Genomic DNA, 14476 nt, shown 5'->3' with positions numbered 1-14476 from the left:
GGAGAATTCTCCCGGAATGTCAAGTAGTTGAATCTTCTTCTTGTAGGATCTTCGACCCAAAATTAGGTTCTTGGATCTAAAAGTCTAGTTTCTCTGGGAAGAAGGTTCCGGATCTCACTTGGAAGTTCCGAAATTCCGGAACAAAGTTTTCTCCAGTTTTGTCCGGAACCGGGAAAAGAAGAAGGATAACTGTCCAAAGAATTTTCCCAGCCTGAAAACGTTTGCGCCTTGGAGTCGATTTCGGAAAGAATAGGGAGTGGACTCCAATTCTGTAATATTTCTAGGACGCTCGTTCTTGTTCTCCATCTAGATTCAGGTGTATATCTCGAATTATATAAGCTTCTTTTACGATCTATGAAAAATCTGTCGTATCTTTCGTAACCTGTGGATCTGCAGTGAGTTTTTCCTCCTTCTCTTTCGAAACCGAATCCTTTCAATAGAACGGATTCTGCTCCTAAAGATTGAAGTAGCGAAACTGCAAGGCCCGCCACATTTAAGGATGGGTTTTCTAAGATCGGTGCATTTGGATAAAATTTTGCTCCTAAGATCTGGTCCAACGGATGGGTAGAAAGATAGATGATCTTTGGGTTTTTGAGGTCGAAGATCCTACAAGCACCGCCAAACCAGGTAAAGATTGGAATATTCTCAGGAATGCGCTCCGGAAAATGGTAGAATGTACCAAGTCCGCTGTCTATAGAAAGCACCGCATGCGGTTGGATCTCGTTTTCTAATAAATAGCCGAGTGCAGTGTCCGAACTGAGTAGGAAGATTTTTTCCTTATTTTGGCGGATCCAATCGATCTCAGATTCTAGGTTTGGCGAAGCTCCTACAAAACATCCTATCTTCCCAGGTTTAGGCGAAATAGTTTTTCCGAGAATTCGATAGGAGTCCCGGCTTTCAGAAGACTTTTTTAGATGTTTGAAGAAGTTCCTGACCCATAATCTTCCGAATTCCTGCTTCGCGAGTTTGTTTTGAGAAACGGATTCTTTCTTTTGGAAGAAGGAGAGGATCTTTTCGCTCAGCTCAGGATAACGTCTGGAATAATTCGGATGAATGAAAATTCGAAGGTTCTTGGTACCAGCAGGCATCCAGTGGGATCTATCTAACTCTGAAAACTTCTCCCAACCATAATGGATCGGGACCCCGCCTAATTTTTCCCTAAGTTCTGCCCCAACTAGAGATTCTAGTTCGGAGAATGGTTCGAGTAGTAGGATTTTTGTAGTATCTTCGACAGATTTCAAATATGAAATCACATGATAGCCGCAGCCAATCCCAATGATTACCAGGATTTCGTCTTTTTGTAGGGGAGAAGGAATAGAAAGAGAGATTCTCTCTCCCTCTTTGATCGGATTTTGTGTAGAATGTAGATGGAAGGAGGAATTTTCCTCCTTCAAATTATTAGAACCGTCAGATTGCCGGACAAGCTGGAAGATAGATTAATCCTCGTCTTCTTCGTCCTCATCGTCGTCGGAATCATCATCATCTTCCTCTTCTTCATCCTCGTCGTCATCGGAATCGTCTTCCTCTTCGTCGTAGGATTCTCCCTCTTCACCATCTTCCATGTCCATAAGAGGTTTTGCAGCTTCTTCCGGAATGAAATCTTCTTCCATATCTTCTTCTGCGATGGGGGCTTGAGGAGCTTCGAATAGCCCGTTGAATTGAGAATAAGTGGCTCCGTTTCCTTGAGCTTCCGCTTCAGTGATGGCTCTTTCTTCTTTAGTTACGTATTTATACTGAACTTCGTCGTTTGCGAGTGCAAACATCGCTTGGACTGCAAGTTTGCGTCCTTTGATCTTTTTAGGCAATTCGAGTCTGTCGATTCTATCCAGGACTTGGAAGCCGGCTACGGCTCTTTCATACTTGTTTTTTTTGGCCAGTTCAATCAAAGTTACAATATCGAATTCTGAATTCTGGTTCTGGGTCATTTTGTATTCCTGAGAGGGGATAGAGGCCTTTGAAACTACCATCATTCTCAATTTCCCTTCTCTGTCAATCCCTTATATCTTTCGTTTATTCCTTGAATTCTGGGGAGAATCTTCGATTTTGGTAAACGCCCATGGATTCTCAGGCCAACTCCGATTCCAGGCTTAGTTTTCCCTTTTCCAAGGGGATTTTCTTCCGCCTAATCCTTTTAATAATAGCGAGCCTTCTTACTGTTTGTGCTCCATCAGAACAATCCAATCTAGGTGTCAAAGATTTTGAAGGCATCAGTTTGGAAGGGGAGAATATCCGAATATCGGATATTGCAGCGGACCGTATCGCACTGAATGTGTACGGACCGAATTGCCTTCCTTGTATCAAGGAAATCCCGGTTTTAAATTATCTGAATGCGGAACTGAAAAAAACTCCGCATATCAAGTTATACATGATCGTGGATCCGGATATATTTTTTGATAATCCGGAAGCTCTTTCTACCGAACAAAAAATGAAAGAAGCTGCGGTTCTAATGAAAGAAGAAGTTAAAAAATTCGGAATACAACTTCCTGTCCTGATCATGAAGCCGCCTTTCAAAGTGGATCGTACCGAAGGACTAGTGACCGGAACTCCGGAAACGCTTCTATTCAAAACAAAACCTTTGATCTTATATTATAATTTTATTGGGCCGATCAGCGAAGAGTCCGACCCGAATAAAATCCCTAAAAATATGAAAGTGATCTTCTTCAAAAAAATGGCCGGCCAATCATGAGATGTCTCATCGTTCGGTTCAAGGACTGCGAAGGTCCCGGAACTCTATTGGATTCTTTGCAATCTAGGAATTATAGGATCACTTATCATAACGCGTACGACGAAAGAGTGCATATCGTTCCCGCGGCACATCAGATGTTCGATCTGGTAGTATTCTTAGGCGGACCCCAAACGGTCCATGATCCGAATCAGCATAAATTTTTCAAACCTTGGCTGGAACTTGCGTCTCACTTAGTATCTATGAAAGATAAAAAGGTGATCGGGATCTGTTTGGGTTCTCAGATCCTAGCAACTGTCTTAGGCGCCAAGGTGTACGAAGGAGAGAAGGGCCCGGAAGTAGGGTTCTCTGACGTAAAAGTGATGGATCCTTCTAACCCTGCATTCTCTAAATTGAGCGGGACTTCTTCATTTCCGGCTTTTCATCTACACGAAGATGTATTCGAGATCCCTAAAGGTGCAGATCATCTGTTACAAGGAAGTTTTTATTCTAACCAGATGTTTGGATATGAGAACCGAGTATTCGGTATCCAATGTCATCTGGAAGTAACAGAGAATATGTTAAGCGTTTGGAAGAATGTACATTCTGAATTTATAAAAAAAGCAGGATGGATTCCCGGACCCGAAACGGAAGATCTTAGGTCTCAGATGGAAAGAGCCGGCAGGGCTTTGTTCGAAGGAATTTTGGATTTATAATATTTTTATCCAGTGTCCCGAATTCCGGGACTATTATCATATTGAATTGAAACGGTTGATGGTGCATACATGATTCAGAAATTACTCAGGGTTTTATTCGGAAGTAAATACGAAAGAGATCTTAAAAGACTCACTCCGATTGTAGTCCAAATCAATTCTTTGGAAGAGTCTATGCGCTCCCTAAGCGACTCTGAACTTTCTTCCCAGACTAGAAAGTTTAAAGAAAGGCTCTCTAAAGGAGAAACTCTGGATGATATTCTTCCGGAAGCATTCGCTACAGTAAGAGAAGCAGCCTTAAGAAAATTAGGGATGCGCCATTTTGATGTGCAGATGATGGGCGGTATCTCTCTTCACTGGGGAAATATCTCCGAAATGAAAACCGGAGAGGGTAAAACTCTTACTTCTACACTTGCGGTTTATCTAAATGCGTTAGCAGGTAAAGGTGTTCATGTGGTTACAGTGAACGATTACCTGGCAAGAAGGGATGCAAATTGGATGAAACCGATTTACGATTTCTTGGAACTAACTGTCGGGATCATCCAACATGATATGGACCATGATGATCGTAAAAAGGCATATTCTTCAGATATTACTTACGGAACCAATAACGAATACGGTTTCGATTATTTGAGAGACAATATGGTCTCCCATATTGATCATAAAGTTCAGAGAGCACATTATTTTGCGATCGTGGATGAGGTGGATTCGATTCTTATCGACGAAGCTAGAACTCCACTGATTATTTCAGGTCCTTCCGACGAATCCACTGACAAATACACTCGTATAGACAAGATCATTCCTAGGTTAGTCGAGGGAGAAGATTACGAGAAAGATGAGAAGGCCAAAAACACTCTGATGACGGAAAAGGGTGTGGCTCATGTAGAAGAGATCCTAGGGATCGAGAACTTATACGCTCCTCAAAACGTGGATCTGGTCCATCACGTTCACCAAGCATTAAAAGCTCATAAAATATTCCAGAGAGACGTGGACTATGTGGTACAAAACGGAGAAGTGATCATCGTAGATGAGTTCACCGGTCGTTTGATGTCCGGCAGGAGATACTCTGACGGACTTCACCAAGCTCTGGAAGCGAAGGAAGGAGTTCCGATCGCAAGAGAATCCCAAACTCTCGCCAGTATCACCTTCCAAAACTATTTCAGATTGTACGAAAAACTTTCCGGTATGACTGGAACTGCAGACACGGAAGCGGAAGAATTCCATAAGATCTATAATCTGGATGTGATCGTAATTCCTCCGAACGTCCCGGTCCAAAGAAAGGATGCAGCTGATAGAGTTTATAGAACTGAAAAAGAAAAATTCACCGCAATTTTAAATGAGATCAAGGATTGCAGAGATAAAAAGCAGCCTGTGCTCGTAGGTACGATCTCTATCGAAAAATCGGAGGTTCTTGCTAGACTTTTGGCTCAGGCAGGGATTGCGCATAACGTCTTAAACGCTAAATTCCATGAAAAAGAAGCTGAGATCATCGCAAATGCAGGAAAACCTGCAGCGGTTACGATCGCTACGAACATGGCGGGAAGGGGAACGGATATCGTTTTAGGCGGGGCTCAGCTATTTAAAGAAAGTCTGGAGTCTTGGAAAGAATCGGATCCGGTAATCAGTGAATTTAAAGAAGCAGTTGTTCGTGCAGACTTCGAAAGAGCGGAATCCGTTTCTCAAAGATTGGATTCTCAGGCCAAAAAATCCAAGGCAAATGAAATATTGACCAGTGCAAAGATCTGGAGAAAGAACCACGAAGAGGTTCTGGAAGCAGGCGGTCTTCATATTTTAGGAACGGAAAGACATGAGGCGAGAAGGATAGACAATCAGCTTAGAGGTCGTTCCGGTCGTCAGGGAGATCCTGGTTCTAGTAGATTCTACCTTTCCTTACAAGACGATCTGATGAGGATTTTCGGATCCGATAGGATCGCAGGCATCATGGAAAGACTTAAGATGCCGGAAGGACAAGAGATCGAGCACCCAATGGTGTCTAACGCGATTGCCAGAGCCCAAAAAAGGGTGGAAGGTCATAACTTCGATATTCGTAAACATCTTTTGGAATACGACGATGTAATGAACCGCCAAAGGATCGTGATCTATAAGATGAGAAACGAAGTCCTGGAAGGCGGAGATGTAACCGGACAAGCAAAAAGTTTCTTAGAAGAAATGATCGAAGCCCAAGTGGTTGCCACCTGTGAGGGAGGAAATCCTAATAATTGGGAATGGGATGTTTTAAAAGAATGGTTCGAAGGTCTCGGACTTCCTTGGAAAGTGGATCAGGATGAAATTAAAAAATCCAAAAATCCTCAATTAGCAGTTTTTGATTCTTTGAATAATTCCGCTCAAGGCTTTTACCAGGATAAAGCGGACCGTATCGGCGCCGATGTTTGGAAACTTTTAGAAAGAAATATTTTCTTAGATATTCTGGATCATCGTTGGAAAGAACATCTATATTCCATGGACCATCTGAGAGAAGGTATCTGGACAGTAGGTTATGGCGAAAAGAACCCACTCGTAGAATATAAACTGCAAGGTTTTAGATTATTCGACCAAGCAATCGAGAATATGAAATACGAGATCGTTAGCTTCCTCCTTCGTGTAGAAGTTACCGAAAAAACTCAGTTGCCTGAAGAGAAAAAAGAGTATAAAAAAGTAGGTCAGGAATTGACCGGAGGCTTCCAAGAATTACAGGGAGCTAAACCTAAAAATCCTGCAGCAGAGGCAATGCCTGTGACTTCCGGAGGCGGGGGTTCCGAAAGGAAGACGAGCAGGAGAAAAAGAAAATGAGATCCGCGTCTGCAGTCGTATTCACTCTTTGCCTATTCAACTTTGTTCAGTGTGCGTATTTTTTCCCTGAATCGAGTAAGGAATCTAAGAGCCCGAAACGATTGTATTCCGAATGTATGGAAACCTTTGCGGATGACGTGAAGTGTAAAGAATTCGTACTTAAATCTATTCCGGATGCAGACATAAGTTTATTGGGAAAAGATGCGGATCCGAATGCAGTACAAGCTTCTACTACTATCTTTATTAGAGAAGAGTTGGTTCGATCCTTATTGTATCAAAATAAATTATATGTAAAAAACAAACTTGGGGAACCGGACGAAAAAAGGATCGTGAATAATTGGGCCCCAGGAATGGAAGAATGGTTATACTATAGACCTGTCTCTAAATTTGCAGAAGGATCTAGACCGGATAGAGAGATCTTGATACGCTTTCAGCGAGGTGCAGTAATCCATGTGGGTTATACACCACCTAGTCCTAATCGTTAGTTAATCTTCTATTTAATTCGACAAAAAACGGATTGGAATATTAGAAGTTTCTTCGTAATATATAGTAAGGATTGACGGAATAATCCGCTATATTCTTTTGGCATAATAGTGCGGCGCATACCTTACATTCTGCTGATATTGCTACAGATTGCTCTGGTAGTCTTTTCATCCACTTTGGAATGGGTGGATAGAGACTTAGAGAGCCGTGCTATTTCTTTATCCCAAACAAAGAAAAACATTTCCACCGCCCTTGAATCGGATCTTAACGACTCCGAAGGTTTAGTCTATACTCAAGCAAGAGAGAGAGACAGTAGATTTGTCGATTTTATTGCTGATGAGTTAACTGGTTATCCTTGGACCCCATCCACATTCGATTCTAATATCGTATTCGTAGACAGCCGATATAGATCGGAAAGACTTCTACACTTCTCCTTAACAAATCTACCCCCACCTATCCAGGCTTAATCAGTTATATTACTTCGGAACGATTTTCAGGCCATAGGTCTATGAATTTCGTTCCATAGGGGGTCTTTGCGCAAGCTAAAGCTATCTTTAGAGATAACTTCGTACAACTATGAATAAAAAGATACTAACGTTCCTAATTTTGGTCTGGGTGACAAATCAGACCGTATCTCAGCCGGATTCGTCCACAGGCGGTGCTCCTGGGGTAAGTGATCCTTTGTATTCCGAAGCAAGGATCGCGGCAGCTTCGGGAGATCAGGAGAGGACACAAGTTCGTTTAGAACTTGCCAAGGCAGAAGAGTTGCTTTGGAAGAATAACCTTCTATTACTCGCTTCTAAATTTAATATCGATGCGAGAAAAGCAGGCATAGAGCAAGCAGGCCTCTATGCGAACCCGAATATTTTTATAGATCAGAGTATTTTCGCCGAGCCTACACAACGTTATTTCGATTTTACCAGATCGGGACAAACCGTGGTGCAAATCCAACAAGTATTCTTGCTCGGCGGTAAGATAGACAAACGGATCAGAGTTGCCGAGTTAAGCGCTAAGATGAGCGAACAGGAATTTTACGATCTTGCAAGAGCGCTGATCACTAAACTTCGTAGGACCTTCTACTTTATTCATTATTATAGAGATGCTATCGCTTTTTATGATAAAAGTTTGATCGCTTTGGATAAAACAGTAAACTCCGCAGAACTTGCTTATAAAAGAAGAGCGGTCCTTCAGGCGGAAGTTTTACGTTTAAAGGCACTTCTATTCTTCTTAAGAAAGGAAAGAGAAGATCTCAGGATCAAGGTGCTTGAGAAAGAAGCGGATCTAAGAGTTCTTCTAAACGAAGACACTTACAAGAGCCAGTCTGTCGCGATCGTTCCTGTTTTGGATCTGGACTTCGTGGAAAAAGCGACCTTAGAAGGTTTAAAATTAGATAATATGCTTTCTAAGGCTCGGGAATATAGGCCCGATCTGAAAAAAGCTGTCCAAGCTTTAAGATACGAAGAAGCCAACCTGGAATTACAACATGCGAATGCGATCCCGGATCTTGCATTCGGTCCTATGTACAACAGAGGGGGAACCGCCTTCCAGAACTATTGGGGGATTACCGCTCAGTTGAATATTCCGATCTTCGATAGGAACCAAGGTAATATCAAGGCTGCAGAAAAATCCATCCAAGTCAGAAAACAGGAATTAAAAAACCTGATCTTGGAAGTGGAGAATGATGTGAGCGTTGCCTTGGCTACCGCAAAAGCAAAAGACGATCTTTATCGAAAATTCAGAAATACTTATACTAAGGATTACGCGGATCTCGCCGAGGATATGATCCTTAGTTACGAAAAACGTTATATATCCATTTTAGAATTCGCAGACTTCTTCGAAACATACAGATCCAGTATCGTGGAAATGTTACGCCTCCAAACGGACAGAATGGAAGCGATCGAAGGAGTAAATTACTCTGTCGGAACGGGACTGATTATCCCTAGTTATAAATCCAACGGAGATTCCGGTGCTAAAGAAGGGGGCTCGAAATGATTCCATCATCTAACAAACTTAGAATTTTATTAATCGTTCTGGTGGCGGCCATTTCCGTTTCCATTGTTTCTTTTACATTGAACAAGGGCGGGAAAAAAAACGCTCCTCGTCCTCAGAAGGCGATCGTTCACGATCATGGAGAAAGGATAGAGTTTAAAGAAAATAGTCCCGGCCTAGAGATCGTCAAAAGTGCGGAGATAGGTAAGCCCGGAGAATTCGTAAATGTAGAAGCCCCTGCAAGGTTGATTGCCACTACTTCTCCTTCCGTATCCGATTCAGAGCAGATCGTATTATTCGAATCTGCAGAGTTGAATGATCTTTATGTGGGTTATGTTCATGCTAAGAACAGTCTGAATAGATCCCGCAAAAATTTGGATCGTATTAAGGATATGTTCAAACATAGGGTCGCTACCGAAAAAGATTTGGTAGAAGCAGAAACCGAAGTGAATAACGACGAGGCCGAATTCGCCGAGTTCGAAGGAAAACTGAGAGCTGTAGGTTTAAACCCCGCATTGATCAAAAAGGCAGCCGGTCAAACTGCTTGGATCATCTCAGACGTTCCCGAGTCCCAGCTTTCGAGTCTGCAAAAAGGAAGAAGGGTAAAAGTTGTATTTAACTCCTTCCCGAACCAGGAATGGAACGGAACAGCAGAAGCACTCGGAGATAACGTAGATCCGTATACAAGAACCGTAAAAGTCAGGATCGCGATCAAAAACGAAGGTTATAGATTAAAACCCGGAATGTTTGCAACGGTAAAATTCCCGGAAGAAACGGGAAGTGACTCGGTAGTTATTCCTTTTAACTCGGTTGTTACAGTAGAGGGTAAAAACTACGTATTCGTAGAAGAAACTCCTCACGAATTTTTCAGAAGAGAAGTTGTACTCGGGATCTCAACTAGAGAAAGAGTCAATGTTCTGGAAGGTTTAACCAAAGGGGACAGGGTGGTTGTGGAAGGAGCCATTCTATTGAAAGGGCTTAGTTTCGGATTTTAATCTCTATGAAAAGAATACTAAGTTTTATTATTATAATATTCTTATTTTCTTTTTTTTCATCCGTTTATTCGGAAGAAAAAAAGAAGGATGAGAAAAACGAGAAGAACGGAGAATATTCTCCGGAATGGACGCCTGATCCGGATCGTAAGACCAGATTCGGAGAAGAAGAAAAAGACGAGCTTACTCAGAAAACTCTTCCTAAGTCTACGAACTTCTTCGTATACGGAGCTACTGTAGGTTCTCCCGGAAGTATAAATCTGAATGTCGGTTACTATTATAAGGATGTCGTAATACGCGGATCCGGAGGACATTGGGGACCTCATTGGTGGGGTTGGCAGGCGGATCTAGGATTTAGTTTCTGGAAAACTTCCGTAATTGCTCATAGCGTTTCCGTAGTATTAGGACAATTCCAAGTAAATCCTTTTGCACCGGAGTTGGGAAGAGGTGGACAAACTTCTTATCCTACAGGTACGGATTTTCCAGGATACCAACATAGGGACCCAACCTTCGAGGATCTGATCATTCGTTCCTATGTTGCGGAGCAGAATCCGAATCTGGCGGCTATTTTGGAATATGATAGCAGAGATAAGCAGAAGGTAACTTTAAACCAAAGATATATAGGACTTACTTACGATTTCCTTCTTGGAAATTTTTTCTTACAAGTTGGTGGGGGTATAGGAAGTGGGGATTATAAAAATCCGCAACTTCTAATTCAGTTGGGTTACTTGTTCGATACGAGGTCTTATTAATGATAGATAAACTAATAGAATCAGTACTCAAGTATAGGGTTCCGACTCTTATCGCCTCTCTATTCGTAGCGATCTTAGGAGTTTGGGCTTGGACGGATATTCGAAAGGAAGCATATTCGGATATCGCAGATACTCAGGTTCGTTTGATCGCTAAATTTCCTGGAAAAGCCGCCGTCGAAGTGGAAGAAAGAGTTACTCTTCCGATCGAAAGGGTTTTGAATGCGATTCCTAAAGTAGCTGTTCGTCGCTCTAGAACGATCAATGGTCTTGTAGTCTTCCAATTCGTATTCGAGGACGGAACGGATGATTATTTTGCAAGGATGCGGCTTATGGAAAGGGTCGCAGATGCGGATATTCCTGAGGAAGTCCAACCTGCTCTAGGACCTATGAGTTCTCCTGTTGGTGAAATTTTCAGATATGTTGTGGAGTCTTCCGGAAATCACACACCTATGGAACTCCGTACGATCCAAGATTGGATCGTAATGCCTAAGATGCTTTCTATTGCCGGGATTGCAGACGTGGTAACCTTCGGAGGTTTACCTAAACAATTCCATATAGTAACTTCTCCTGATAAATTAGTACGTTATAAACTTACCATAAACGATGTGATCCAAGCGGTTCAGGGAAATAACCTGAACACTGGTGGAAATCTTCTCTTACAAGGAGAGCAAGGATTTCCGATCCGTTCTTTGGGCGCGATCCGAGAAGCTCAGCATATAGAGAATATCGTAGTGAAAACTGTGAATGGAGTCCCTGTTTTTATCAGAGATCTTGCTACAGTAGAGATTTCCCATCCTATTCCGAGTGGTGTCTTGGGTTATACGGTTCGTATGGATGATCAGGTCATGGATGTGGATTCTTCCGTCCAAGGTCTTGTGGCTATGCGCCGTTGGGGAGACCCCAACGAAATGGGAGATAGGATCCGCGCCAAGGTAAAAGAGATCAATGAGAACTATCTTCCCGACGGAGTGCAGCTTAGAACGACGTATGATAGAAGTGATCTTGTAAACTATACGTTACGCACTATAGGGAGGACCCTGATAGAAGGTGTGATGGTAGTCAGCTTAGTGCTCATCTTCTTCATTGGAAGTGCTAAGGCGTCTCTTGTAGTGGTGGCAACTATTCCATTCGCATTATTATTCGCATTCCTTCTCATGAATATGACAGGGATCCCTGCAAGTTTACTTTCCTTAGGAGCTATAGACTTCGGGATCGTAGTGGATGGTGCAGTGATCATGGTGGAGAATATCATCCGAAGATATAGGGATGCTACTCCGGCGGATAAGAGTAAAGGGATCATTAAACTTACCGCGGAATCCGCAGGAGAAGTTGGTACTGAGATCTTGTTCTCTATTTTGATCATCATTCTCGCATATTTACCTATCTTCTCCTTTGAACGTATCGAAGGAAGATTGTTCAAGCCGATGGCATTCACCATCTCCTTTGCGATCTTCGGAGCATTACTTTTCTCAATGACAGTCGTTCCGGTATTAATGACTTATATGTTCCGAAAATATTTCGAATCGGAGAGGCCTGGACCGATCGCATGGCATAACCCTTTTTACGGTTGGGTAGAAGAACGTTATAAAAAGTTAATAGTCTATCTAGTTGCAAAATCCAAGAAAGTGGTCATTTACACATTCCTTGCAGTAACTATATTTTTAGGGATCGGCGGATACAAACTCGGGACAGAATTCCTGCCTGAGATGGACGAAGGCGGTTTTAACTTAAGGATCTTTTTCCCTGTAGGGATCTCTCTTCCGGAAGCTCGTAAGTTTATGCCTAAGATCCGGGAAACGATCTATAAAAATGAACAAGTAAGCGTAGTAATTTCTCAGCTAGGAAGGAACGACGATGGAACTGACCCACTTCCTCCGAACAGATTGGAGGTTCTCGTAGGATTAAAAGACTACGATGATTGGAAGGAAAGGATCACTAAACAGGAACTTCTTCTTAGAATGAAAAACGATCTGGAAGCGACACTTCCCGGAGCAAGGATCAGTTTTTCTCAGCCTATCATGGATAACTTGTCGGAAGCCATCATGGGAACAATCGCTGACCTTGCTGTATTCGTTTCCGGTCAGGACTTAAAAGTAATGCGTAAACTTGCGGAAGAGATCCTGGAAATCGTGAAGGATATGCACGGAGCGAGTGAGTTCGGGATCGAACAGGAAGCTGATAGTCCTCAGTTAACGGTTCGTATCGATCGAGAAGCTGCTGCACGTTATGGGATCAATGTAAGCGATATACAACAGATGGTGGAAGCTGCCATCGGAATGCAGAGGATTAGTACTTTATACGAGGGGCCTTCCGACATTCCTCCAAAAACACCTGCAAGATTCGGGATCGTAGTCCGATTCTCAAAAGATTATAGAGCTTCCAAAAGAGCGATCGAGGCTATGCCTATTATTTCTCCAAAAGGAGAAAGAGTTCCGCTTTCTCAATTGGCAAAGATTACTTTGGAAGACGGACCTACTATGATCTTCCGCCAAGAAGGTAGAAGGACGATCACAGTTCGTACCAACGTAAGGGGAAGAGACCAAGGTGGATTCGTAGCCGAACTCAGGAAAAAGATCCAAGCGAAGATCAAACTTCCGGAAGGATACGAAGTCCGTTACGGCGGGCAGTATGAGAACCTGGCACGTGTGGGTAAAAAATTGGCCATCGTGATCCCGGTCACCATCGCGATCATTTTCGGAGTGCTATTTTTACTTTATAGAAATCTAAAATACGTATATGTGGCCCTTGCATGTTTGCCTCTTTCGTTGGTTGGAGGAATGTATGCACTTTTACTAAGGGGATACTATTTTAACGTATCCAGCGGGGTAGGGTTCATTTCCCTTTTCGGGATCGCTACAATGTCCGGGGTTCTTTTTGTCTCCAGAACAAATCATCTTTTACAGGACGAGCCGACCTTAACTACTAAAGAAGCGGTTACACAAGCGGCCGTGATCCAATTGCGACCAATGTTAATGACAATGTTGCTTGCTCTCCTTGGTTTGATCCCTGCTACCTTGGCTTCAGGGGTAGGTTCCGACGTCCAGAGACCATTGGCTACCGTAATTGTAGGAGGATTATTCTCCGCATTATTCCTAGTATTGAGTGTTCTTCCTTCACTCTACTTAGTAGTGGTGGGAGAAAGAAAATATCCCGTAGAAGAGGAAACATTTGCTCTTCATCCGGAAGCATACGTATCCCTGTACGATGAAGAAGATATCGAAGATACTTCTTCCCATAAGAATGGAAGTAAGAAAGTAAAGAAAAAAGTAGTCGCTAAAAAAAGACGTTAGGGTATGCACTTGGCCTAAATATAGATAGGTGATGACCATGAATTTGCCCGAAAAAATTTTGATCCTAACCGGAGTTTTAAATTTAGCATACGGAAGTTTAACAGGATTCGCATATGCATTCGCAAGAATGAAGGCTGAATTTCCTTCCAGATATTTGCAGGCTGCACATATAGGACCGCTAATGCAAGGTGCTATGATCTTAGGGTTGGTATTTGCATTCCAACTGGCTTCTCTTTCCGAAACGGCTGCTTTGGTGGGAGCGATTTCTTTTGCTGTTTCTTCCGGATTTATTGCGTTAAAAGATACTGTGGATTGGCTCCAAGGGATCAAAGATGAATTTAAGGAAAATCCTCCTCTTGGAAAGATCCTAGGCGGAATCGGAGTCACTGCAAATCTGGTAGGGATTGCAATTATCGCGTATGGGGTTTTGGCCGCTTGATCTTTTAGGAAGAAGCGGGGAAGGTACCGGCCTTAAAACCGATCCATTATCCGACGTATAAATATTAAAAATCTATCTAGGGCCTTACAAATTTCTTGGATAGATTTATAGGATTCCGATCCAAGAAATCAGGAACCGCCTGAAGTTTTTTTAAACTTTTTTCGCTCTAAAAATCTTAAGAGAGGATCTGAGATGAGCGAGCACTTAAAGGCAAAACTGAAAAAAGCCGAAGGCGGCTTTTGGAAAAGGACTTTCAGATCCTGTTGGAATATTCTTCCTCATTCTTTCAGAAGACAATTGGTTGCCATGTCTGGACAATCAGATCTGGATTTTTGAGAATGTACCTTCTTCTTTCCTAATCCTTGG

Annotated in this window: 12 protein-coding genes and 1 pseudogene; 11 read left to right on the top strand and 2 right to left on the bottom strand. The window is 42.5% G+C overall.

What is annotated here, in order from left to right; translation table 11 throughout:
• Positions 1-62: 62 nt before the first annotated feature.
• A complete protein-coding gene (locus EHR06_RS06485; protein ID WP_135756254.1) occupies positions 63-1394 on the bottom strand; it encodes a 6-hydroxymethylpterin diphosphokinase MptE-like protein in 1332 nt (443 codons plus the stop codon).
• 42 nt (positions 1395-1436) lie between these two features.
• Complete coding sequence (locus EHR06_RS06480; RefSeq protein ID WP_135756253.1) at positions 1437-1970, bottom strand: DNA primase; 534 nt, start codon at positions 1968-1970, stop codon at positions 1437-1439.
• Between the two features lie 86 nt (positions 1971-2056).
• Between EHR06_RS06480 and EHR06_RS06475 the strand changes: the two genes are divergently transcribed.
• From EHR06_RS06475 to EHR06_RS19115, 11 genes and pseudogenes are all read left to right on the top strand, one after another.
• Positions 2057-2686, top strand: coding sequence for a TlpA family protein disulfide reductase (locus tag EHR06_RS06475; protein WP_135756252.1), 630 nt, complete (start codon positions 2057-2059; stop codon positions 2684-2686).
• The gene (locus tag EHR06_RS06470) at positions 2683-3378 is read left to right on the top strand and encodes a type 1 glutamine amidotransferase (protein WP_135756251.1); all 696 of its coding nucleotides are present in this window, start codon (positions 2683-2685) and stop codon (positions 3376-3378) included. Before EHR06_RS06475 ends, EHR06_RS06470 begins: the two co-directional genes overlap by 4 nt.
• A gap of 69 nt (positions 3379-3447) precedes the next feature.
• The gene (gene secA, locus EHR06_RS06465; protein WP_135756250.1) at positions 3448-6165 is read left to right on the top strand and encodes a preprotein translocase subunit SecA; all 2718 of its coding nucleotides are present in this window, start codon (positions 3448-3450) and stop codon (positions 6163-6165) included.
• Entirely contained in the window at positions 6162-6650 is a 489-nt protein-coding gene (locus EHR06_RS06460; RefSeq protein WP_135756249.1) for a hypothetical protein, read from the top strand. Before secA ends, EHR06_RS06460 begins: the two co-directional genes overlap by 4 nt.
• Positions 6651-6788: 138 nt before the next feature.
• Positions 6789-7115 carry a hypothetical protein gene (locus EHR06_RS06455; protein WP_244288525.1) on the top strand — a complete coding sequence of 109 codons (327 nt, stop codon included), beginning with the start codon at positions 6789-6791 and terminating at the stop codon, positions 7113-7115.
• 109 nt (positions 7116-7224) lie between these two features.
• A complete protein-coding gene (locus tag EHR06_RS06450) occupies positions 7225-8640 on the top strand; it encodes a TolC family protein (protein ID WP_135756248.1) in 1416 nt (471 codons plus the stop codon).
• Positions 8637-9632, top strand: a complete 996-nt coding sequence (locus EHR06_RS06445) for an efflux RND transporter periplasmic adaptor subunit (RefSeq protein WP_135756247.1) — start codon at positions 8637-8639, stop codon at positions 9630-9632. Before EHR06_RS06450 ends, EHR06_RS06445 begins: the two co-directional genes overlap by 4 nt.
• Positions 9633-9745: 113 nt before the next feature.
• Positions 9746-10381, top strand: a pseudogene (locus EHR06_RS06440) (hypothetical protein); the annotation flags it as partial.
• Positions 10381-13671, top strand: a complete 3291-nt coding sequence (locus tag EHR06_RS06435; RefSeq protein ID WP_135756245.1) for an efflux RND transporter permease subunit — start codon at positions 10381-10383, stop codon at positions 13669-13671. The pseudogene EHR06_RS06440 and the gene EHR06_RS06435, both read left to right, overlap by 1 nt.
• Before the next feature lie 37 nt (positions 13672-13708).
• Entirely contained in the window at positions 13709-14110 is a 402-nt protein-coding gene (locus EHR06_RS06430; protein WP_135756244.1) for a hypothetical protein, read from the top strand.
• A gap of 192 nt (positions 14111-14302) precedes the next feature.
• Positions 14303-14446, top strand: coding sequence for a hypothetical protein (locus EHR06_RS19115; protein ID WP_167492275.1), 144 nt, complete (start codon positions 14303-14305; stop codon positions 14444-14446).
• Positions 14447-14476: the final 30 nt, after the last annotated feature.

It is taken from the genome of Leptospira dzoumogneensis (assembly GCF_004770895.1).
Classification (GTDB): Bacteria; Spirochaetota; Leptospiria; order Leptospirales; family Leptospiraceae; genus Leptospira_B; species Leptospira_B dzoumogneensis.
Note: the sequence above shows the minus strand (reverse complement) of the source record. Positions and strands in the feature narration are given on the sequence as shown.